Source organism: Pseudonocardia sp. TMWB2A (assembly GCF_017312135.1).
On the sequence record NZ_QKQY01000001.1, the window covers coordinates 2,510,886 to 2,533,418 of the forward strand.

The window sequence follows — 22,533 nt, forward strand, 5'->3', positions numbered from 1 at the left end:
AGATGAACGAAGAACGCAAAATCGAATTTGAAGAAGTCACCGAAGTGGCCGCCCCGCCCAAGGCGCGCGTCATGGCGCCATCACCCTTTGAAGCGGAAAGCCTGACCGACAAAGTCGAGCGCAAGCGCGACTATCTTGACGGCTTTCTCGCCCAAAAACCGGCAGAACCCGACGCGGGCGGGCCGGGTGGCAATGTGCAGGAAGCGATTATCGAGGAATTGAAAACCATCTTCGATCCCGAAATTCCGGTGAATATTTATGATCTTGGCCTTATCTATAATGTCGAGGTGACGGACGATGGCCATGCGGTTGTCACCATGACCTTGACGACGCCCCATTGTCCGGTCGCGGAATCCATGCCGGGCGAAGTCGAACTGCGCGTCGGCTCCGTGCCGGGCGTCGGTTTTGCGGAAGTGAATCTGGTGTGGGATCCGCCGTGGGATGCGTCCAAGATGAGTGACGAGGCGAGGTTGGAACTGGGGATGTTGTGATAATAAGCCCTCCGTCATTGCGAGGAGCGGAGCGACGAAGCAATCCAGAGTTGCGTGAGCTCCGCTCTGGATTGCCGCGCGCCTTCGGCGCTCGCAATGACGATAGGGGGAAACCATATAAGCCCCTCCTCCTTTAGGGGAGGGGCAACGGAGACTTAGGAATTTGAAGCGAAGCTGAAAATTCTTAGTCGTAGTGGGGTGGGGGCCGTCCGCAAACGCAGCGTCAGACGGACAGCCCCCACCCCAACCCCTCCCCTGAAGGAGGAGGGGCTTTAGAGAGTATGCTCCGATAGGATGACCAATATGACGACCACGACCGAAACCACCACCGCCCGCAAACCGCGCCCAGCCGCGATTTTACTGACGCCTGCCGCCGAAGCGCGGATTGCCGCGCTCATGGACCGCGCGCCGGAAGGGGCGATAGGCGTCAAACTTTCCACCCCGCGCCGCGGTTGTTCGGGCCTTGCCTATTCGGTCGATTATGTCAGCGAAGAAGTCGCGATGGACGAAAAAATCGAAACGCCGGGCGGCACATTTTATGTCGATGGCGGGTCGGTCCTCTATCTGATCGGCTCCACAATGGACTGGGTCGAAGATGATTTCGCCGCAGGCTTTGTGTTCAACAATCCCAACGCCACCGGCAGTTGCGGCTGCGGCGAAAGCTTTACGGTTTAGTGGTGAACGGATGAACGACAATTTAGATGATCAACTCCGTGACCAACTTGTAGTAATCGGCAAAGGGGTTGCGAGCCTCATTCCATTGGTAGGCGGACCACTTGCGGAAATCATAGGCGTTGTTGTGCCGGGGCAGCGAGCTGACAGAATAGTGGAGTATCTAAGAAAGCTCGCCAGTCGTGTAGATGAACTTGACGCCCATGTGAAAGACCGGCTTGCAGCGAACGCTGACAAGATAGACCTTATAGAAGAAGGTGGATATCAAGCAGCTCGCGCGACAACACAACAGCGAATTGAGCAAATTGTTGAAGCAGTAAGTCGCGGCTTAAAGGCTGATGATAGCGATATAATCCGCCGAAAAAGGTTGCTCAGAATGTTGAGTGAACTGGACGATGACCAAGTATCACTTCTGAACGCATATGGCCGATCATTTGCAGGCATAGACCGAAACGCATTCGACGTAATCAATCGGCCCAACCCTATTCATTTAGGCTCCACCCCAGAGGAGATTGAACAAGATAACCTTTATCAACTAGGCCGAGAAAGTCTATTGAAGTTAGGCCTCCTTGAGAAACAATATTCTTCGCCTAGTCGTGGCCAAAGCCCTGAATTTGATACGCGAAAGGGCGATTTTAAACATTCCGTTCAAATTTCTGGTTTGGGAAGAATGTTGCTTAAAGAAATCGGATTAGAGACACCTTTTGATGCGCAATCTTCGAATAGATAAGCGTTAAAATCCTCAAATCTTCTCCAACCTTATTTTCAGCCCGTCCCTGGGTTTTGGAATCGGCCAGGCCTGCCATTCGGGGGTATAGCCTTCGTCCAGCACGATGCGATGTGTGGTCAGCAAATGGTGGAAGAAGATTTTCGCCTGCATATAGGCGAAATGGAGACCCAGACACATATGCGCGCCGCCGCCGAACGGCACCCACGCATATTTGTGGCGTTCGCGCACCTGTTCGGGGGTAAAGCGCATCGGGTCAAATTTTTCCGGCTCCGGCCAATATTCGGGCATATTATGCGTATAGGTCGGGTTGATGCCGACATGGGTGCCCGCAGGGATGGTATAGCCGCCAAAATCGAACGGCTTGAGCGCGCGGCGCGGGATGGCGGGGACCGGCGGGATCATGCGCAGGCTTTCCTTGAACGCCATTTCGGTGAGTTCCAACTGCCCCAGCGCATTGTGCGACAAGGGCGCGCCCGCTTGCGCTACGCCCAGCATTTCCGCGCGCAGCCGCTCCTGCCATTCGGGATGCTGGCCGAGCAGCCATACCATCGATGTGACCGACGATGTAATCGTGTCATGCGCGGCCATCATCAGGAAATTCATATGGTCGATAATCGCCTGATCGGACAAAGGCGCGCCATTTTCATCGACCGCATGACAGATTTGGGTGAAAATATCGCTGCCCTCGCGCTGGCGCCGTTCGGGAATTGCGCGCGCGAAAAAGTCGCTCAGATAACGCCGTCCCGCTACACCCCGCGCCATTTTGGTGAAAGGCAAAGGCGTGCGCGCGACACCGACCGATGCCGCCACCATATCGACAAAAGCCTGATTGATACGGTCGGCTTCCGGCCCCCATGCAATGCCGAGGAAAGAGGTCGCCGCAAGGTCGAGCGTTAGCTGTTTGATGGCGGGGTAGAATAGCATCTCCGCCCCGTCCGCTTCGCTCCATTGCCGGACGCGCGCGGCAATGCCTTCGTTCAGGCTGTCGGCATAATATTTCATCGGTTCGGGCTTGAAGGCGACCGACAAGGTGCGCCGGTCCATGCGGTGATGGTCGAAATCCATCAGCATCAGCCCGCGCGGGAAGAGCCGCCACAAAATCGGCCCCCAGCCTTGTTCGGAGGAAAATATCTTGTCGCGGTCGAACAGCATCAGCTCATTGGCTTCGGGGCCAAGCAGCGCCACCTGATAGCCGCCAAAGCCGCGTGTCCGGAAAATCTTGCCAAAGCGCGCGACCATTTTGGCGGTGAAGGCGCGCGGGTCTTTAAGCTGTTCCAGCGTGGTGCCCAGAAACGGCATCCCGTCTTCGCCGGGGATATGGGCGAGCGCGTCGCGGCTGTGAAAAGGGGGCCAGTGCGGATGGGCGGCCAGCATCGCCGTGCGTTCGCTCATGGGTTTCAGCTCTCCAACGGGTAGCGGCGCGATGGAGGTGCCGCAGGACGGATTCGCGCCTTGTTACCGGTGTTGAAGCTTACCGGACCTGCTTACTGACACAAGCGTAAATTTATACGGATTTACATCTGTGTTCACCCGCAATTCAAGTCGATATGGTATTAAGTCACGATAAAGTGAGCCGATTCGATAGCCTGCTTGCGCGTTAATAAGAGGCACGGGGCGGTTTTTGTGGAAGGAATAATGACAATGTCTTTCAAGCTTCCGGTTTCGCGCAAGCTTATGGGTCGCGCAGGATTGGCTGCGGCTGCAGCGTTCAGCCTGTCGGGCTGCATGTATGATGGCGGCATTTATGGTGCCAGCGATTATGGCTATTATGACGATGGCTACGGCTATGGCTATGATGACGGTTATGGCTATGGCGGCTATGACGATTATTATTATGACGATTACCGTCTGGGCTATCCCAACATAGGCTATGGCGGCGGCTGGTACGATAATTATTATTATCCGGGCTATGGCGTTTATGTTTACGACCGTGGCGGCCGCTATTATCCGATGAACCAGAAATACCGCAATTATTGGGGTAACTGGCGTCGCGATTGGCGGATGCGCAACGGGCGCGGCAATAATCATGACCGCAACTGGCGCGACAAGAACCGCTATGACCGCCCGACCGCAGGCCGCCCGCCCAATATGGTGCAGCGCCCTGAACATATCCGCCGGGATGATAAGGACCGTCGCGGTTTCGGGCATCTTGCGCCTGCCGCGCGTGAGGCTGAACGCAACCGTGAGCGCGAACAGCGCCGCGTGATCCGCCAGCAGCGCCAGCCTGACTCAACGCAGCCGTCGCGCAACTGGCGCGGTAATCGCGGGGAAGGGCGTGGGGATGGTCAGCCGCGCCAATGGCAGGGCCAGCAACGCCCCGACGGCACCCCGCGCGCACGTCCGCAATGGCAAGGCCAGCGTCCCGAGGGCCAACGGCAGGAAGGCCAACGCCGCTGGCGTCAGGAGCAGCGTCAGCAGGTTGCCCCGCAGGCTCGTCCTCAGCCGCAACAGCGCCAACAGGCCGCACCGCAGCAACAGCGTCAAGAACGCGCGGCACCCGCCCAGCGTCCCAACCGCGAAGGCCGTGGCTTTGGCCGGATGCGCGAGCGCCCGTTGGAGGAATAATAAATTAATCGTGACCAAAGGCTGCCTTTTGGGGCAACTGGGTCTGGAGAAGGGCTGCCGATTAGCGTTGGCAGCCTTTTTTCATGCGCGCCAGCAACGCAATATAAAAAAGACGGCCGTGGTTAATTACCCCGCCCGCCATCAGCAATAAATCGGGTGAGGCGTCTCTATACGCCCCCGCAGACAAGCCTCACCCTGTCCACCCACCCGCTGACGGGGGAGGGCGTGACGATATGTTATGCGGCGCATGTGGCCGCGCATGTGGTCGTTTTGGAAGGCCGGTTCAGGCCGCGTAGCGTTGCTGCGCAACCGGACGGGCCAGTTGGTCGAGCCAGGCACGCGCCTGACGCTGCGCTTCCGAAATTTCCTCGCGCGTCATTTCCCCCGAAATTTCCGCGCGGCATATCTGGCCTTCCTTGCTGCCGCCAAGTGCCGCCAGATTAAACCATTTATGCGCTTCGACCAGATCATAATCGACGCCCGAGCCGGTCGAATAAGCGACCCCTAAATCGAAACATGCCGAGACCTTGCCCTGTCCCGCTTCTGCAATCCGGCTTTCCATCAAAAAAGCCGCGCTTTTCATGCTATTACCCATCGAACCTGTTCCCTGTTGCGTTTCGATGGGATGAAATTCATCCATCTATGGTCAACAAAGGGTTAACAAGCGCGTGACTAATTTTGCTTATGCAAATAATCGTTGAAAATCAGCTATTTAGCCAATGTAAAAAAACATGGATTAATCCCGTCAGCCGACCGCGATATTGTCGATAAGCCGCGTCGTGCCTATCCGGGCGGCGGCAATCATGCGTGCAGGGGCGGCAAAACGGGTGAGCGGTTCAAGGCTATCGGCATCGACCAGCGCGACATAATCGATGCTCTTGAAGCCGCCGGAAAGGATCGCTGCGCGGGCCGTCTCCAGCGCGTCGGCTACACCCGCCCCGTCGCTAATCGCGCGCGCGGCCTGCTGAATCGCATGGTGTAGAACGGGCGCGGCGGCGCGCTCGGCGTCGGACAGATAGGCATTGCGCGACGACAGAGCGAGGCCGTCTTCCGCGCGTTCGGTCGGCACGCCGATAATCGTGACCGCCATATCGAGGTCCGCAACCGTGCGGCGGATGACCGCAAGTTGTTGCCAATCCTTTTCGCCGAACAGCGCGACCTTGGGGCCAATCCGGTTGATAAGCTTGGTCACAACCGTCGCGACGCCATCAAAATGGCCGGGGCGGGCCGCGCCATCCCAGCGGTCGGCGAGTGCGCCGACGCGGATCATCGTATCAAAGCCGTCCGGATAGATGGACGCGACATCGGGAATCCACGCAAGCGCCACGCCTTCGGCTTCCAAGAGCGCAATATCGGCGGCTTCTTGCCGGGGATAGTTTGCCAAATCCTCATTGGGGCCGAACTGGGTCGGGTTGACGAAGATCGAAACGACCACCGCATCGGCATGGCGCTTGGCTTCTTTCACCAGTGCCATATGCCCGGCATGGAGCGCGCCCATCGTCGGCACCAGCGCAATCGTGCCAAAGTCGCGGGAAAGACCCGCCAAGGCGGCTGGCAGTGATTTTACGTCACGGATGATTTGCACCAAGGTTCCGGCTCCGATAGAAGAACGCCCAATTCGTTCAAGGGGGGCACCACTAGTCGGAATCGCATGACAGCACAAACGCCACATTATATTATCTTCGCCAACGAAAAAGGCGGCACCGGTAAATCGACCAGCGCGGTCCATGTCGCGGTCGCCTTGGCGGTGCAAGGCTATAAGGTGGTCGGGCTAGACCTCGATCCGCGCCAGCGCACTTTTTACCGCTATCTGGAAAACCGGCTGGCGACCGCCGGACGGCGCGGCATTGATTTGCCGACCCCCGCTTTCGATGTGTTCACCGGCACTACAGTCGAAGAATTGGACACAAAAGTTGCGGAGATTAGCCAAGGCGCGGATTTCTTCATCGCCGATACGCCGGGGCGCGATGATGTCTTTGCCCGCCACCTTGCGCCGCGCGCCGATACGCTGGTCACGCCGATGAATGACAGCTTTGTCGATTTCGATCTGGTGGGACAGGTTGACCCCGAAACCTTCAAGGTGAAGCGGCTGTCCTTCTACGCCGAACTCATCTGGGAAGCGCGGCAAAAGCGCGCCAAGACCGATGGGCGCAGCGTCGATTGGGTGCTGATGCGCAACCGCCTCCAGCATATCGAAGCGCGCAATATGCGCCGCGTAGGGGAAGCATTGGCCGAATTGTCGAAGCGCGTGGGTTTCCGCGTGCTGCCGGGGCTTGGCGAGCGCGTGATTTACCGCGAGCTATTCCCGTCGGGCCTCACCTTGCTCGACAAGGGGATGCTCGGCGACCTTGGCATCAGCCATGTCGCGGCCCGTCAGGAATTGCGCGAAATGATTGCGGGGCTGCAACTGCCGCGCCGTGAAGAAGCGCCGCGCCCCAACGGCCTCAACCCCTTTGCCGCCTCGGTCCTCGCGGCAAACTGATATTCCTTTAAACGCAAGGCGGACGCATCGTGGCGAAACTGCTTATCCTGATAGTGCTGGCGGGTGCGGTGTGGTGGTTCTGGACCAATGGCCAGCGCCGCGCGGCCTCCGCCGATGTGCGCGAGGCAGCGCGCCTCCTCAACCTGCGCCCCGATGCGAGCCGCGAGGCTATTCTCGCTGCGCATCGCAGCCTGATCGAGCGCGTCCATCCCGACACTGGCGGCTCGCCCGCGCTTGCCGCCAAAGTTAACCGCGCGCGCGATACGATGCTCGCCGCGCTCGACCAGCAGCCCCCGCTGCGCTGAATTTCCTGTTCCTTCCCTCCCCCGATAAGAGGATATTTTGTGACCCACCAGTTCCACCCGACCAGCCTTCGGGAATATGATATTCGCGGTATTATCGGCGAAACTTTAGGAGAGGCCGACGCCTATGCCATCGGGCGCGGCTTCGGCACTTTGGTTGCGCGCGCGGGCGGCAAGGCGGTCGCGGTCGGCTATGACGGCCGCACCTCCTCGCCGATCCTCGAAGCGGCCTTGGTCAAGGGGTTGAACGAGAGCGGCATCCATGCGGTGCGCGTCGGCGAAGGGCCGACCCCGATGCTTTATTATGGCAGCGAAACCTTGGGCGTCGATGGCGGTATCCAGATTACCGGCAGCCATAATCCGCCCGATTATAACGGGTTCAAAATGGTGTTCCAGGGCCGCCCCTTTTATGGCGCGGACATCCAGACACTGGGCGTCATGGCGGCAAGCGGCGATTGGGATGAAGGCAGCGCAGGGTCGGAAGCCGTCGATATTATGGACCGCTATGTCGACCGGCTCGTCGAAGATTTCCAAGGCGGCACCTTCCGCATCGGTTGGGACGCAGGCAATGGCGCGGCGGGTCCGGCTTTGGAAAAGCTGGTTGCGAAACTGCCGGGCGAACATTTCACGCTCTACACCGAAGTGGACGGCACTTTCCCCAACCATCACCCCGACCCGACCGAAGAGAAAAATCTTGCCGATTTGAAGGCGCTGGTTGCGGATAAAGGCCTTGATTTTGGCATTGCCTTTGACGGCGATGGCGACCGTATCGGCGCGATTGACGGTGAAGGGCGCGTCATCTGGGGCGACCAGTTGCTGTCCATTTTTGCAGAACCCGTGCTCAAGGAATTGCCGGGCGCGACCATCATTGCCGATGTCAAAGCCTCGCAAGCCTTGTTCGACCGCGTGGCCGAATTGGGCGGGCAGCCTGTCATGTGGAAAACCGGGCATAGCCTCGTCAAATCCAAAATGAAGGAAACCGCCTCGCCGCTCGCGGGCGAGATGAGCGGGCATATTTTCTTCAAGCACCGCTATTACGGGTTTGACGACGCGCTTTATGCGGCGGTGCGGCTCATCGAAGCGTCGCATTTACTGGGCAAGAGCGTGACGCAATTGCGCGGCGAGATGCCCGCGATGGTCAACACGCCGGAAATGCGCTTTCAGGTCGATGAGGCCCGCAAATTTGCGGTGGTCGATGAAGTGCTGGCGCGGCTAGAAGCCGATGGCGCGGCGGTGGATCGCACCGACGGCGCGCGGGTTAACACCGCAGACGGCTGGTGGCTCCTGCGCGCATCGAACACGCAAGACGTGCTGGTCGCGCGCGCCGAAGCCAAGGATGAGCCGGGGTTGGAGCGACTGCTAGCGCAAATCGACGAACAACTGGCGTTGTCTGGATTAGAGCGCGGCCCGCAGGCGGGACACTAGGCGGCTTTTATGCTGTTGATTGTCGGAACCGTTCGTCTGCCCCAGGAAAACCTTGATGAAGCTCGGGGCCCCATGCGCGTTATGGTTGAAGCCAGCCGCGCCGAAGATGGCTGCTTTGAATATAGCTATGCCGAGGACTTGTTTGATCCCGGGCTTATCCACGTCAAAGAAATCTGGCGCGACCAACCTGCGCTAGATGAGCATTTCGCGTCGGATCACATCAAGCTTTGGCGCGCGTCTTGGGAAAAGCTGGGGATCGGTGATCGTCGGCTTCAGCTTTATGAAGTCGGCGCGCCGCTTGAAACCTAACCTCAGGTCAAAATAACCGCGTCAGATAATAGAAAATCGCCGCAACGCTCGCTGACGCGGGGATCGTGATAATCCACGCCATGAAGATATTGCCCGTGACGCTCCAGCGCACTGAGGACGCACGCTTGGCGGTGCCTGCGCCGATGACGCACCCGGTGATGGTGTGGGTGGTCGAGACGGGGATGCCCATTGCGCTTGCGGCAAACACCATGATCGATCCGCCCATCGACGCGCTGAACCCTTGATGCTGCGACAGTTTGGTGATTTTCGAGCCCATTGTCTCGATAATCTTCCATCCGCCCGACAAGGTGCCGAGGCCGATGGCGACATAACAGCTAATCGCAACCCAATGCGGCACATGGAATTCGCCGCCCAGATAGCCGGTCGAATAGAGAAGCACGGTGATGATCCCCATCGTCTTTTGCGCGTCGTTAAGCCCGTGGCTCAGCGAATAGGTCGCGGACGAAATCAGATGGAGATAGCGGAAATCGCGGTCCGCGCGGCGCACGGTCGCGCCTTTATAGAGCCAGCTTGTGACGAGCATGATCGCCATCGACAGCATCATGCCAAGCGTCGGGGACAGCACGATAGCGATGAGCGTCTTGTTCAGCCCCGCCCATTCAATCGCGCCAAAGCCGGAATGGGCGACACCCGCGCCGATAATCCCGCCAATCAACGCATGGCTCGACGAAGAGGGGATGCCTTTAAGCCAGGTCACGACATTCCAGAACATCGCACCGATGAGCGCGCCGAACACTACGGCGGGGGTCACCAGATCCTTGTCGATCAGCCCCTTGCCGATGGTTTCCGCAACTTTATGAAGCGAGGGGAAAGCGAGCATCAGGAAATAGGCCGCCGCGTTGAAAAAGGCCGCGAACAGCACGGCCTTCACCGGACTCAGCAATTTGGTCGCGACCACCGTGGCAATCGAATTGGCCGCATCATGCAGGCCGTTCAGAAAGTCGAACAACAAGGCCAATATGATGAGGCCGACCAGCAGCGGAAAGGCAAGTTCATGCATGGGCGCTTATGTCCTGTCCCGGTGCGTTAGCTATGGTCGATGACGATGCCGTCAATTTCATTGGCGACATCTTCAAACCGGTCGACGACGCGCTCCAAATGGCTGTAAATTTCGCGCAGCACGATGAATTTGAGCGTGTCGGTCGCGCCATATTGGTGGAACAATGCGCGCAGGCCCGCCGCGTGGATCTTGTCCGCCTGACCTTCCAGATGGACGAGCCGTTCGGTCAAGGTGTGGAGCCGCGCGCCATTGCCCGCTATGTCGCGCAGCAGCGGCAAGGCTTCGGCGGTCACGCGCGCGGCATCGACGATAATCGCCGCCATATCGCGCATCCCTTGGTCGAACTCGGTGATTTCATAAAGGTCAATCGCGCCCGCCGTCTGCTGCATCTGGTCAATCGCATCATCCATCGCCGAGATCATATCGATGATCGAACCCCGGTCGAACGGCGTCAGGAAGGTGCGGCGCACGGTCTGCAACACTTCGCGGATGATGTCGTCGGCATCATGTTCGCGCTGTTCGATTTCCTTGATATGGTCGGCCATGCCGGGACCGCCCTGGAACAGGCGCGCAAGCGCCTCGCTCGCCGTCGTCAGCGTCACCGCATGGGCTTCGAACAGGTCGAAGAAATTGCCTTGCTTGGGAAGCAGGGCCTGAAACCAGTTGAACATCCCTGTTCCTTTTTTGAGTTCCTTGGCGCTCGACGCGATGATGCCTTGCGCGGGCGTCACATCGCTGGCGCGGAAATGGAGAATCAGTTGTTTCAAGTCCGGCTCGTCCACCGCAGCGGCGGCTTCGGCGAGCGGGAACCAGCGCCGTTCGCGCTCGTCCATTTCCTCCCAATCGTCGAGTTCGGTCGTGACCAGCACGGGGAACACATCGACGGTGAGCAGCAAGGACGCGCCGGTGCGTTTCTTTTTGCGATAGCTATAATGGCCGATGGGGGTGGGACAGGCCGCCCCACGGATGCCCGCTTCTTCCTCCGCCTCATGCGCGGCCGACGCGTGCGCGGACAGGCCCGCAATCGGATTGCCTTTAGGCAGCACCCAGCGTTTCGTCTCGCGCGATGTCACGAGCATGATCTCGACCGGCGCGTCAATCGCATCGCTGGTGGTGCGATAGGGCAAGGCTGCAATCTGGTTGATAATGATAGTCCCGGTAAAGATTTATGACATTTTTATGACACGCGCTTTATCCCCGCGCGCGGTCGGGTGCAAGCGGATAGCAAAGCGCACGCAACCCCTTGCGAACAAGGGCACGTTGCGACTCATCGGTTTATGCTATCGTAAACCCGTGTCGAAAAGAGTGCGGACAAATTTTTACGCGATGGCGCGGCGCTCGATGCGGTCGCGGATGGGGTGCGGTAGTAGCGGCTAGGAGGAGGGCTATCATTTATCTCCCCTCCCGTTTGCGAGCGAACAGAATTGTGCCCCCGGCACAATCCGAAACTGCCGGGGGAAGTTTCGCGTTCGCTGAATTGGGGGTGGGTCTGTTCGCAAACGCAATTTAAACCTCGACCCACCCCACGCGCCTAAATTCGCTGCGCTCATTAAGGCTTCATTGCCCCTCCCGCAGGCGGGAGGGGTGTGGTAGTTACCCCCACTGTTTCGCCGGATCTTGCGCGGGCGGCGTTTTTTGGGCGCTTCTGACATCGGCGATGAAGCTTGCGGGGAGCGGGGTGGCTTCGCCGCTGTCCAAATCCATATGCGCATAGATGATGGTGATGTCGGTCAGCCGCTCGGCCCCGCGGAAGATTGCGACGTGCAACGTAAAGCTGGTCCGCCCGATGCGGCTCACGCGCGCAACAATGTCGATCATATCGTCAAGCACGGCGCTCGCATGATAGTCGATTTCGGCATGGACCACGAAAATGTCGGTGCCATATTGGTGGAAAAACGGCCCCGGCTGGCCTTCGCCGAGCATCCGGAAATATTCGGTGACGCCAATATCGGCATAGATGAAATAATTGCCGTTAAAGACGATTTTCTGCCCGTCTATCTCGTTATAGCGCACGCGCACGCTGTGTGTGACGGGGAATTCGTCGCGCGGCATTTCCCACAAAGCATGATCCATTAACGGGCCTCCAGAGGGCGACATTCATTAGCGAGCCAAGCGCGGTCATCGGCTTCCAGTTCGGGACCGAGTATGTCCATCACCTTGGCATGATAGGCATTAACCCATGACCGTTCGGCCTCGTTCAGCATCGACGAATCGATCAGCGTGCGGTCGAGCGGCGCGAAGGTCAGCGTTTCAAAGCCGAGCATCGGCTGTTCCGCGCCCGCAATCTCGCGCGGTTCGACCACGACCAGATTTTCGATGCGGATGCCGAATTCGCCGGTCTTATAATAGCCCGGTTCATTGGACAGGATCATGCCCGCCCTGAGCGGTTCTTCGGTGCCGGCCTGCCCGCCCGATGATTTGGCGATGCGTTGCGGGCCTTCATGGACCGCGAGGAAACTGCCGACGCCATGACCGGTGCCATGCGCATAATCGACGCCATCCGCCCATAAATATTGGCGCGCGAGCGTATCAAGCTGCGACCCTGCCGTGCCTTCTGGGAAGACCGCGAGCGCGAGCGCGATATGGCCTTTCAAGACCTGCGTATAACGGCGGATCATTTCATCGCTCGGCACACCGACCGCGATGGTGCGGGTGACATCGGTAGTGCCATCTTCATATTGGCCGCCCGAATCGACGAGATAGAGATTGCCGCTGGTGATGGGGAGATTGCTCGACTCATCGACGCGATAGTGCGGGCTCGCACCATTGGGACCGAAACCCGAAATCGTGTCGAACGACAAATCCTTCAAAAGCCCGGTCTGTTCGCGCAGGCGCAACAGTTGGGCGGCGGCGGATAATTCCGTTTGTCCGCCTTCGGGAAGCGCGCTTTGTGCCCAGCGCAGGAAGCGCGACAAGGCCGCGCCGTCGCGCGCTTGGGCGGCGCGCTGTCCGGCCATTTCGACGGGGTTCTTGACGGCTTTCGCTAAGACGGTCGGATCGCGGTGGCGGCGGATGGTTGCACCGGCTTGCTCCAACCGCGAGAAAATCGCCGAAACCGCGCGTTCGGGATCGACCGCGACCTTCTTGCCTTTAAGGGTGTCCAAGCCTTGCTCGAACGCGTCGCGATCATGGATACGCACCGCATTGCCGAGATGCTGGATAAGCTGCGGCGTCACCTTTTCGGGCGCGATAAACAGGTCGGCCGTGCCATCGGCATTGAGGATCGCATAAGAAAGCGCAACCGGCGTATGGGTCACATCGGTGCCGCGAATATTGAGCAGCCACGCAATCGAATCGAGCGCGGTCACAATGGTCGCATCCAACCCGTTGGAGGTCAGCCAGTCGGCAATTTCCGCGCGCTTGTCGGCGGCGTTGCGTCCTGCATATTCATCGCCATGCGCGGTCGCGGGCGCTATCGAGGGCGCGGGCTGGTCGTCCCACACCGCATCCAGCGGATTGCTATCGACCGGCACCAGTTCGATGCCCTTGGCGTCGAGCAAAGCGTGCGTCCCGCGCACCCAGTCAATCGTGTGGAGCCACGGGTCGAAACCGATCTTGGCCCCGGAAGGAGCATTGGCTTCAATCCAAGCCGCAGGGCTGGATTGCGGGATACCGACATAGTCATAATCCTCACCCGAAACCTGTTCGGTGACTTGCAACGTATAGCGTCCGTCGACGAACACGGCAGCCTTTTCGCCTGCCTTGCCGGTCAGCACCACCGCGCTCCCCGCCGAACCGCCAAAGCCGGTGAGCCAGGCCATGCGCTGGGCATAGCTGCCTACATATTCGGACATATATTCGTCCACGATGGGGACGATGAAGCCATCAAGGCCGCGGGCGGCGAGTTCGGTGCGCAGCGCCGCAAGGCGCGCTTTATGCTGTTCGAGGGTGGACATGAATCATTCCTTGTTTCACCATGGCCGCTTGACCGCATCGGGCGATACGAAGGGGGCAGGGCATATGACCATATCCTTTAGGCGAGGCATGGCCGTAATGGCTAGTCCCTTCCTCTTTCTGGTCGCTGCCTGTGCAAGCCTTGAGGGTGCGGACGTAAATAGTGCGAAAGATGATCCGGTTTTGACGACAAATCATGATGTAAAGCAAGCTGTTACCCCGACCCCGCCAGTGGCTGCGCAAAAGCCGCACCGCGCAAGCGCGCATGGCAAAAGCTGGGATGATCCGTGGGCATGGCTACGCGACCCCGGCTATCCGGAGGTCGATGACCCCGAAATCCTTGCCTATCTCAACGCGGAAAATGCTTATTTCACCGCCAGCATGAAACCCTATGACGGGCTGGTCGAAGAGCTGTTTCAGGAAATGAAGGGCCGCATCAAGGAAGATGAAAAATCGGTCCCGCAAAAAGATGGTGCGTGGGTCTATTGGACCGAATTTGAAAAGGGCGGCCAATATAAGAAATGGTATCGCCGCGCCGCTGGACCGGATGGCAAGGGGGTGGGCGAGGCGATTTTGCTGCTCGACGAACCCGCGCTGGCCAAGGGTAAGGACTATTTCCGCCTCAGCGAATTTTCGGTGAGTCCCGATGGCAAGCTGCTCGCTTATTCGGTCGATGATAATGGCTCCGAGCGGTTTGAAGTGCGCTTCAAAAATCTCGAAACCGGGACGCTGCTTCCCGATACTATCCCCGGCACCTTGTCGAGCATCGAATGGTCGGCGGATTCGGCGATGGTGTTATACGGCCTTGCCAATGAAAATTGGCGCACCGACAATATCCATGTCCATAAGCTCGGCACGCCGGTGAGCAGCGACAAACAGATTTTCAAGGAAGCCGATATCGGCTTTTCCTGTGATGTCGGCTTGACCGCTTCGGAAAAATATCTGGTGATTGCGACCGGTGACAATGAAACGAGCGAAGTCCGCCTCATCCCGCGCGACAATCCGTTCGCCACGCCGATCCTTGTGTCGCCGCGCAAAAAGGGCCGCGAATATAGCGTCGAAGAACATGACGGCACGCTCTATATTCACGCCAATGACACCCACCCCAATTTCCGCATCGCGACCGCAAGCCTCGCCAAGCCCGACCAGTGGACTACGCTGATTGCGGGAGCAGAGAATTTCTACATCACCGATTTTTCGGCCTTCCGCGATTATTATGTGGTCGAAGGCCGCGAGGGCGGGTTGGACCAGATCGAGGTGCGTTCTTATGCGGATCCCGCCAAAGTCACGCGCATCCCCTTCCCCGAAGCAAGCTATTCGGCGGGGCTCGACAGCAACCCCGAATATGGCACGCACACGCTGCGGCTCGCTTATGAATCGATGGTCACGCCCGACACGGTCTATGATTATGATGTCGATACAGGCGCGCTCACCACGTTGAAGGTTCAGGAGATACCGAGCGGCTATAATGCGGCGGACTATGTGACCGAGCGGGTCGAGATTAAGGGCCGCGACGGGACGATGATCCCCGTGTCGCTGGTCTATAAAAAAGGACTGGCCAAAAATGGCACCGCCCCGCTCCATCTTTATGCCTATGGCGCTTATGGCTATGCGGTGCCGCCGAGCTTTTCGACCACGCGGCTAAGCCTTGTCGATCGCGGCTATATTTACGGCATCGCGCATATTCGCGGCGGTGATGATCTGGGGCGCAACTGGTATTTGCAGGGCAAGCTCGACAAGCGCCAGAATACGTTCAACGATTTTGTCGATGTGGCCCAAGGCTTGGTCGATAAGGGCTATACAGGGCGCGGCAAGATTTCGGCGTCGGGTGGCTCTGCGGGCGGCGAGCTGATGGGCGCTATCGTCAATATGGACCCGAGCCTCTGGGGCGCGGTCGTCGCCCATGTGCCGTTCGTCGATGTCATCAATACGATGATGGACGAAAGCCTGCCGTTGACTCCGGGCGAATGGCCCGAATGGGGCAATCCGATTACGGACAAGGCCGCGTTTGAAACCATGTGGCGCTATTCGCCTTATGATAATGTCACCGCCAAAGCCTATCCGCCAATGCTGGTGACGGCGGGGCTCAACGACCCGCGCGTCACTTATTGGGAGCCAGCCAAATGGGTCGCCAAATTGCGCGCGACCAAGACCGACAAGAATCTGTTGCTCCTTAAAACCAATATGGGTGCAGGACATGGCGGCAAATCGGGCCGGTTTGAATCGCTGCGCGAAGATGCGGAAGAACAAGCCTTCATCCTCAGCCAGATGGGGATGGTGAAATAGCCGCGCGGGCAGGGTAAGGGATAGGGGTTCGGACTGGGGTTCGGGCAGGAGCAAAAGCAGTCCGGACAACTTATCTTTGCCGCCTCATGCTGCAACGCACAAAATATTAGACAGGCCCGCCCGGAACCGGTATATCGCGGCCATTATGTCATCACCCGCAATCGCCTTGGAGGCTATCGCCCGTTTGCGCTGTGTTACCGCGACCTATAATCGCGGGGTCGTCACGCTTGCGCCGCATATCTTATATACGCGCCATGACGAGCTTTACATCGACGCCACCACCATCGACCGCGACGGCAACCCGCCGCGCGAAGTGAAGATCGGCACGTTCAAACTGGACGGCCTTGGCGACCTCACGCTGGTGGAGCAAGAATTTGCTCCCAATGCACTGTTTGAACCGCAGGCCGAAAAATATGCCGGCGTGACGTTGCTCGCCGTGGAGCCGGTCGCGCAAGCGGCGTAAACCCTTCTCCCCTCCCTTTAGGGAGGGGCCGGGGGAGGGCCTGTTTGAATTGGCCAACGCCCTCAGCTTAAACCAAAGCCCTCCCCGACTTCGCCTAAATTCCCCTTCGCTGCGCTCTGGGTCATTAAGGCTCCGTTGCCCCTCCCGATCGGGAGGGGGTAGTTACCCTCACAACAACCCCAACTCCCGCAATTCCCGTTCCAGCCCGGCAGCCCCGGCAAACACATGCCCGCGCATCCCTTGCGCTTCGGCGGCCGCGACATTTTCCGGGCGGTCATCGACGAACAGGCACGCGTCCGGCTCGACGCCGAACCGCTCAATCGCCAGCCGGTAAATCGCCGGATCGGGTTTGAGCAATTTTTCTGCGCCCGACACCAATATATCGCGGAACGGCGCGAATAGTTCGGCTTCGCGCGCTTCAAAGGCGGGCCAGAATTCGGCGCTGAAATTGGTGATAGCATAGAGCGGCACATCCCGCGCGGCGAGCCTGCCGACCAGCGCCCGCATCCCCGGCAATATCGCGCCCAATGTCTCGCCAAAGCGCGGGCCGAACAGGCGGATCAATTCTTCATGTTGCGGATGGGCGGCGATCAATTCCGCGCTGGTATCGGCAAAGCTGCGTCCGGCATCATGCTGGAAATGCCATTCAGGCGTCACCACTTGCGCCACGAACCGCTCCAGTTCGGTAGGATCGGCGATCAGCGGGCGATACAACCCTCTTATATCCCATTCGACCAGCACCTTGCCGACATCGAAAATCACGGTCGTGACTGTAGGTGGCGCTGGAAGAGGCGCTATCCTGTCCGGCATCGGTCAGCCCTTCTTTCAGGCACGCAAAAACCGCCGCGCGGGCCTTCCCGAACGGCGGTCTTCAACATTATACCTTCGAATCAATAAGCGTGGGCGATTAGCCCTGACGCGCCTTGAAACGACGGTTGGTCTTGTTGATGACATAAGTGCGGCCGCGACGACGGATCACGCGGTTGTCGCGGTGACGGTCTTTGAGCGACTTAAGGCTGTTGCGGATCTTCATGGCGAAACGCTTCCAAATAAAAGGTTACATTGAATGTGAAGGCGCGCAGTTACGGGGCGCACGGGATAAAGTCAACCCGATTCGGGGGATTTTTCCCTAAGATGCGCGCGCCATGAGCGACTTTTCCCACGCCAGCGCATGGCCGACAATGGTGTCGAGGTCATCATAGCGCGGTTGCCAGCCGAATCGGGCGAGGATGGCGCGATTGTCGGATATGAGCGAATCAGGGTCGCCCGCGCGGCGCGGCTGCATTTCGCGGGTGAGCGTAACGCCCGCCACCCGGTCCACTGCGTCCAGCACATCCAGCACCGAAAAGCCGCGCCCATAACCACAGTTCAAGCGCAGGCTGGTGGCCGGATCGGCGACCAAAGCATTGAGCGCCAGCACATGCGCCGCCGCCAAATCGCTCACATGGATATAATCGCGCACCCCGGTGCCATCGGGCGTATCGAAATCGCTGCCGAATATTGCGACCGATGCGCGCTTGCCGAGCGCCGCTTCGCCCGCCACTTTGATGAGGTGGGTTGCGCCCGCCGTCGATTGGCCGGTGCGCCCGTGCGGATCGGCCCCTGCGACGTTGAAATAGCGCAAGGCACAATAGTTTACATCTTCCGCAAGCGCAGTATCGGCAAGCATTTGTTCGGTCATCAGCTTCGACCAGCCATAAGGGTTGATCGGGCGCTGCGGCGTCGTTTCGGTGACCGGCGACACATCGGGGATGCCATAGGTCGCCGCTGTTGACGAAAAGATGAAATGCTTGACCCCTGACGCCACCGCAGCTTCGATAAGGTTGCGGCTCGCGGCGGTGTTATTGCGATAATATTTCAGCGGATTTTCGACCGACTCCGGCACCACGACCGACCCTGCAAAATGCAGGATCGCGCCGATATTATGGCGGCGGATGGTGTCGCCGACCAGCGCCATATCGGCCACATCGCCCTCGACGAACGGCACATCGTGCGGCACCGCCCAGCGGAATCCGGTGACGAGATTGTCGATAACCACCACCGGCCAACCTGCATCCTGCAAGGCCAGGACCGCGTGACTGCCGATATATCCGGCACCGCCGGTCACGAGAACGGGAAATTTCTGTGTCATGGCGCGTAGTCCTAGCAGAAAGAAGTTAAATGACAGTTCATCACATTTGACCTAGGGTTTGCCATTATGAAAATCACCCCGCTTTTGCCCCTCCTGTTGATGGGCGCCGCCTTGGCCGGTTGCGCGACCAGCGGTTCCGGCCCCGTCGATGTCACCCGCTTCCACCGCGCCGATCAGGCCGCCTTCGCGCCCGGCTCTTACACGATTGATGCCGCCAGCCCTTATTCGCCGCAAGGGTTGGAGGGCGCGGTATGGACGCAAGCGGTTGCACGCGAACTCGACCGTTTGGGCTTTGCCCGCGAAAATGGCAGCCGCGCGAGCTATAGCGTCAAGGTCACACAAAGCCGCGGCATGATTGATCCCGCCCTGCGCGGACGGCGCTCGCCCGTATCGGTCGGCGTGGGCGGCTCGACCGGCAGCTATGGCAGCGGCGTCGGGCTTGGCATTGGCATAGACCTGTCCGGCCCGCCCAAACCGCGCATCGGCAATGACCTGTCGGTGCAAATCCTGCGCAACAGCGACAAGGCCGTCATGTGGGAAGGCCGCGCCTCCACCACCGTCAAACAAGGCACCCCTGCGGCAGAACCCTCCGCCGTAGCGGCAAAAATGGCCGAAGCCTTGTTCAGGGGCTTCCCCGGCGAGAGCGGTAAGTCTATTAGAGTAGGGCAGTGACCTCGCTATTAGCGCGATTGAGGTTTGAAGCGATTTTGTTCAGTGCAAGGAGGCAAGGCGCTGTGAATATGTAGATATTTCGAGCCTTGCCGACGCGGCAATGGACAAAATCGGTCAAATCCCTCAGGACGTCAAAATGGCTTCGATCTCGAAGCAAAATGCCCTTGCAGATAGAATGACTATCTGCGGCGGACATTTTCCTCCGATATCTTCGCCATTTTGACGCCTCAACCGCGCTAATAGTGAGGTCACTGCCCAAATGAACGATATTCAAATTAACGCGGCTTTCGACAGCGGCAACATCATTGTAAACCAGATCACCGGCACCACCGCGCGCCTTGCCATCCGCAAGGATCGCGAATCGGACTTTTTCCAATGGTTCCATTTCCGCGTCGCCTGTTCGGTTGGCGATGCGCTGGAATTCCATATTACCGGCCTTGCCGAATCGGCCTATCCGGATGGTTGGGTCGATTATAAGGTATGCGTGTCCGAAGACCGCGAATATTGGGCGCGCGCGACCACCGATTATGACCCCGACGCCGATGGCGGGACGCTCATCTTCCGCTGGGAAGCGACCAGCGATGTGGTGTGGTTCGCCTATTTCGCGCCCTATTCGCTCGAACGCCATTATGACCTCGTCGCCAATGCAGCGGCGCATGAGGGCGTGCGCCTGCGCCAGCTTGGCACCAGCCTTGAAGGCCGCCCGATCGACTGTCTCGAAATGGGCGAAGGCGACAAGCAGGTGTGGCTCTATGCGCGCCAGCATCCCGGCGAAAGCATGGCCGAATGGTGGATGGAAGGAGCCTTGGATATGCTCACCGATCCGCAAGACCCCCATGCGCGCAAGTTGCTCCAGACCTGCCGCCTCCATATCGTGCCGAATATGAACCCGGACGGCAGCTATCGCGGCCATTTGCGCACCAACTATGCAGGCGTGAATTTGAACCGCGAGTGGGATAATCCGACCAAGGAGAAAAGCCCCGAAGTCTTGTGCGTGCGCAATGCGATGGACGAAAGCGGCGTCGATTTCGCCATCGACGTGCATGGTGATGAAGCGATTCCGGCGGTATTCTTTGCCGGTTTCGAAGGCATCCCGTCGTGGAGTGATGCGCAATATGGCAAATTCACCCGCTTCCGCGATGCGCTCGCGCGCCGCACGCCCGATTTCCAGATTGAACTGGGCTATGAAGAATCACAGCCCGGCACCGCCAATCTTTCCATGTCCACCAACCAGCTCGCCGAACGCTTCGGCGCGACCGCGATGACGCTCGAAATGCCGTTCAAGGATAATAAATTCCTTGCGGACGAAGAACATGGCTGGTCCCCCGAACGCTCGATGCAACTCGCCCGCGATTGTCTGGCAACGCTCGCGGAGTTGGTCGACGAGGTGTAAATTTTCGCGCCTTAATGTCCAAGCACATCCCCACCTTCCGTTCGTCCTGAGCGCCGCCCTGAAAGGGCGGTGTATCGAAGGACAGGCTGCGCGCGCAACCGGTCCTTCGATACGGCTCTTCGAGCCTACTCAGGACGAACGGAGGTTGGCGAGGCAGGCCAGTCTCAGCGAACGCGCGTGCGGGGGGTTGATTGCTTTTATCTTGGTTCACGCAGAGGCGCAGAGGGAGGGAAGGCGCAGAGAGGATGCGTGCGATGGAGCAGCGACACCCCAAAAGCCCCGCCGCCTAACCACGCCTCCCCCGCGCCTTTTCCCCATCACCCCGCCGCAACCATATTGACAGTCACGCCCGCGCGTGTAATTGCGAGTCATTCGCAATATCATCACAAGAAGCGCCTCCGCGACCCATGTATCATTTTGTCGACCGCCCTTTGCTCTCCTTGCTCGGAGAGGCCCGGATGCTTTTGGGGGCGATGCGGCTGTGGCGGGAGGCGTATCGCGCGCATCATTGTCCGGCAGCGGCGCTGATGCCGCTGTTTGTCGGCCCGCGCGCTGCGGCGATTGCGCCGGTGCATATGGTCATGGCGATCATGCTGCTCGATGCCGCGCATCCGTTGGAAATAGATGCGTCCGGCACGCCCTTGGTGGGCGAAGGCGAGGCGGTGTTTCTGGCCTTATGGCGGCATTGCGCGCGCGGCGAAGAAGGTCATGCCCGCGCGACGCTCGCGTTGCTGCTTCCTGCCCATCTGGTCGATACGGCGCTGAATGCCTTTGCCGAAGCGGTCACAGCCTTATCCCGCGCGGGCATCATGCTTGCCCGCCTGTCCCATCCTCCAACCCGAAAGCCTTGTTGAGAAAATCCATGAGTAACCGCCTGTCCGCCACCGCCAGCCTTGCGCCGTCGAGCGCGCTCACCATCGAACATGTGCGCGGGGTGCGCCATTGGAACGACCATCTGTTCAGCTTCACCATCACCCGCCCGCCAAGCTTCCGCTTCCGTTCGGGCGAATTTGTGATGATCGGCCTTCCCGATGAAGGGCGGCCTTTGCTGCGCGCTTATTCGATTGCGAGCCCGGATTATGCCGACGAGCTGGAATTTCTGTCGATCAAGGTGCCGGATGGCAAATTGACATCAAGACTGCAGACAATCGTGCCGGGTGATGAAATTTTGCTGGGCCGTAAGCCGACCGGCACGTTGGTGACGGATGCGTTAAAGCCCGGCCAAAGATTATTCCTGCTGTCGACCGGCACCGGTCTTGCGCCATTTTTGAGCCTCATCCGCGATCCCGATATTTACGAACGGTTCGGCGCGATTGTGCTGGTGCATAGTGTGCGCCATGTCTCCGACCTTGCGTTCCGCCCGTTGCTCGAAGCGCAACTGGCGGGCGACCCGTTGGTGCAGGATCAGGCATTGCTGCAACTCACCTATGTGCCGACCGTCACGCGCGAGCCGTTCCACACGACCGGCCGGATTGACGGGCTGATCGACAGTGGCGCATTGTTCCGCGCGGGATTGATGGGACCGGAGCGTTTCGACCCCGAACAGGACCGGGTAATGATGTGCGGCAGCATGGATATGATCCGCAGCCTGTCCGCGCGGCTTGACGCGCTGGGGTTTGAAGAAGGGTCGAACGCCAAGCCCGGCGATTATGTGATCGAACGCGCGTTTGCTGGCTAGGATCAAGCCCTTAAGGCCC

At 59.1% G+C, this 22,533-nt stretch carries 24 protein-coding genes; 14 read left to right on the top strand and 10 right to left on the bottom strand.

The features are described from left to right. The first annotated feature begins 2 nt into the window (after positions 1-2). From DMP17_RS11675 to DMP17_RS11685, 3 genes are all read left to right on the top strand, one after another. On the top strand, positions 3-491 hold the full coding sequence (locus DMP17_RS11675) for an SUF system Fe-S cluster assembly protein (protein ID WP_337829247.1): 489 nt from the start codon (positions 3-5) through the stop codon (positions 489-491). A 303-nt stretch (positions 492-794) separates the two neighbouring features. Beyond that, a complete protein-coding gene (locus DMP17_RS11680; RefSeq protein ID WP_337829248.1) occupies positions 795-1,166 on the top strand; it encodes a HesB/IscA family protein in 372 nt (123 codons plus the stop codon). A 10-nt stretch (positions 1,167-1,176) separates the two neighbouring features. Beyond that, positions 1,177-1,893 carry a hypothetical protein gene (locus DMP17_RS11685; RefSeq protein WP_337829249.1) on the top strand — a complete coding sequence of 239 codons (717 nt, stop codon included), beginning with the start codon at positions 1,177-1,179 and terminating at the stop codon, positions 1,891-1,893. Positions 1,894-1,905: 12 nt separating this feature from the next. On the opposite strand, the gene DMP17_RS11690 is transcribed toward DMP17_RS11685, so the two are convergent. Further along, positions 1,906-3,285, bottom strand: a complete 1,380-nt coding sequence (locus tag DMP17_RS11690) for a cytochrome P450 (protein ID WP_337829250.1) — start codon at positions 3,283-3,285, stop codon at positions 1,906-1,908. A 249-nt stretch (positions 3,286-3,534) separates the two neighbouring features. Here DMP17_RS11690 and DMP17_RS11695 point away from each other — a divergent pair, with 249 nt between their 5' ends. Beyond that, entirely contained in the window at positions 3,535-4,458 is a 924-nt protein-coding gene (locus DMP17_RS11695; protein WP_337829251.1) for a hypothetical protein, read from the top strand. Between the two features lie 283 nt (positions 4,459-4,741). On the opposite strand, the gene DMP17_RS11700 is transcribed toward DMP17_RS11695, so the two are convergent. Together DMP17_RS11700 and panC are read right to left on the bottom strand one after the other, a co-directional pair. Next, entirely contained in the window at positions 4,742-5,098 is a 357-nt protein-coding gene (locus DMP17_RS11700) for a hypothetical protein (protein ID WP_337829252.1), read from the bottom strand. Positions 5,099-5,203: 105 nt separating this feature from the next. Then, positions 5,204-6,043, bottom strand: a complete 840-nt coding sequence (panC, locus tag DMP17_RS11705) for a pantoate--beta-alanine ligase (RefSeq protein ID WP_337829786.1) — start codon at positions 6,041-6,043, stop codon at positions 5,204-5,206. A 66-nt stretch (positions 6,044-6,109) separates the two neighbouring features. Between panC and DMP17_RS11710 the strand changes: the two genes are divergently transcribed. From DMP17_RS11710 to DMP17_RS11725, 4 genes are read left to right on the top strand one after another with little or no spacing between them, the layout of a single operon-like run. Then, complete coding sequence (locus DMP17_RS11710; protein WP_337829253.1) at positions 6,110-6,940, top strand: division plane positioning ATPase MipZ; 831 nt, start codon at positions 6,110-6,112, stop codon at positions 6,938-6,940. A 29-nt stretch (positions 6,941-6,969) separates the two neighbouring features. Then, complete coding sequence (locus tag DMP17_RS11715) at positions 6,970-7,245, top strand: hypothetical protein (protein WP_337829254.1); 276 nt, start codon at positions 6,970-6,972, stop codon at positions 7,243-7,245. A gap of 39 nt (positions 7,246-7,284) precedes the next feature. After that, complete coding sequence (gene pgmG / locus DMP17_RS11720; protein WP_337829255.1) at positions 7,285-8,667, top strand: phosphoglucomutase/phosphomannomutase PgmG; 1,383 nt, start codon at positions 7,285-7,287, stop codon at positions 8,665-8,667. Between the two features lie 9 nt (positions 8,668-8,676). Further along, positions 8,677-8,976, top strand: a complete 300-nt coding sequence (locus tag DMP17_RS11725) for a putative quinol monooxygenase (RefSeq protein ID WP_337829256.1) — start codon at positions 8,677-8,679, stop codon at positions 8,974-8,976. A 7-nt stretch (positions 8,977-8,983) separates the two neighbouring features. On the opposite strand, the gene DMP17_RS11730 is transcribed toward DMP17_RS11725, so the two are convergent. The 4 genes from DMP17_RS11730 to DMP17_RS11745 form a co-directional block, all read right to left on the bottom strand. After that, entirely contained in the window at positions 8,984-9,997 is a 1,014-nt protein-coding gene (locus DMP17_RS11730; RefSeq protein WP_337829257.1) for an inorganic phosphate transporter, read from the bottom strand. Positions 9,998-10,023: 26 nt separating this feature from the next. After that, positions 10,024-11,124, bottom strand: a complete 1,101-nt coding sequence (locus tag DMP17_RS11735) for a DUF47 family protein (RefSeq protein ID WP_337829258.1) — start codon at positions 11,122-11,124, stop codon at positions 10,024-10,026. A gap of 466 nt (positions 11,125-11,590) precedes the next feature. After that, positions 11,591-12,070 (bottom strand): acyl-CoA thioesterase, encoded by a 480-nt coding sequence (locus DMP17_RS11740; RefSeq protein ID WP_337829259.1) that lies wholly within the window; start codon positions 12,068-12,070, stop codon positions 11,591-11,593. Then, entirely contained in the window at positions 12,070-13,893 is a 1,824-nt protein-coding gene (locus DMP17_RS11745) for an aminopeptidase P family protein (protein ID WP_337829260.1), read from the bottom strand. The genes DMP17_RS11740 and DMP17_RS11745 overlap by 1 nt, the downstream gene beginning before the upstream one ends. Between DMP17_RS11745 and DMP17_RS11750 the strand changes: the two genes are divergently transcribed. Then, positions 13,892-16,177 (top strand): S9 family peptidase, encoded by a 2,286-nt coding sequence (locus DMP17_RS11750; RefSeq protein ID WP_337829787.1) that lies wholly within the window; start codon positions 13,892-13,894, stop codon positions 16,175-16,177. The genes DMP17_RS11745 and DMP17_RS11750 overlap by 2 nt on opposite strands. A gap of 145 nt (positions 16,178-16,322) precedes the next feature. Continuing rightward, positions 16,323-16,640: a hypothetical protein gene (locus DMP17_RS11755; protein WP_337829261.1), complete on the top strand. Its 318-nt coding sequence runs from the start codon at positions 16,323-16,325 to the stop codon at positions 16,638-16,640. A 168-nt stretch (positions 16,641-16,808) separates the two neighbouring features. Here the strand turns inward: DMP17_RS11755 and DMP17_RS11760 are convergent, their stop codons facing one another. From DMP17_RS11760 to galE, 3 genes are all read right to left on the bottom strand, one after another. Next, positions 16,809-17,402: an HAD family hydrolase gene (locus DMP17_RS11760; RefSeq protein WP_337829262.1), complete on the bottom strand. Its 594-nt coding sequence runs from the start codon at positions 17,400-17,402 to the stop codon at positions 16,809-16,811. A 145-nt stretch (positions 17,403-17,547) separates the two neighbouring features. Further along, on the bottom strand, positions 17,548-17,673 hold the full coding sequence (gene ykgO / locus DMP17_RS11765) for a type B 50S ribosomal protein L36 (RefSeq protein ID WP_003046794.1): 126 nt from the start codon (positions 17,671-17,673) through the stop codon (positions 17,548-17,550). A gap of 96 nt (positions 17,674-17,769) precedes the next feature. Next, positions 17,770-18,747, bottom strand: coding sequence for a UDP-glucose 4-epimerase GalE (gene galE / locus DMP17_RS11770; RefSeq protein WP_337829263.1), 978 nt, complete (start codon positions 18,745-18,747; stop codon positions 17,770-17,772). 90 nt (positions 18,748-18,837) lie between these two features. Here galE and DMP17_RS11775 point away from each other — a divergent pair, with 90 nt between their 5' ends. From DMP17_RS11775 to DMP17_RS11790, 4 genes are all read left to right on the top strand, one after another. Then, on the top strand, positions 18,838-19,443 hold the full coding sequence (locus tag DMP17_RS11775; protein WP_337829264.1) for a hypothetical protein: 606 nt from the start codon (positions 18,838-18,840) through the stop codon (positions 19,441-19,443). A 259-nt stretch (positions 19,444-19,702) separates the two neighbouring features. Next, positions 19,703-20,836, top strand: a complete 1,134-nt coding sequence (locus DMP17_RS11780) for a M14 family metallopeptidase (RefSeq protein WP_337829265.1) — start codon at positions 19,703-19,705, stop codon at positions 20,834-20,836. 407 nt (positions 20,837-21,243) lie between these two features. Next, entirely contained in the window at positions 21,244-21,690 is a 447-nt protein-coding gene (locus tag DMP17_RS11785) for a hypothetical protein (protein ID WP_337829266.1), read from the top strand. Between the two features lie 8 nt (positions 21,691-21,698). Then, positions 21,699-22,514 (top strand): ferredoxin--NADP reductase, encoded by an 816-nt coding sequence (locus tag DMP17_RS11790; protein ID WP_337829267.1) that lies wholly within the window; start codon positions 21,699-21,701, stop codon positions 22,512-22,514. Positions 22,515-22,533: the final 19 nt, after the last annotated feature.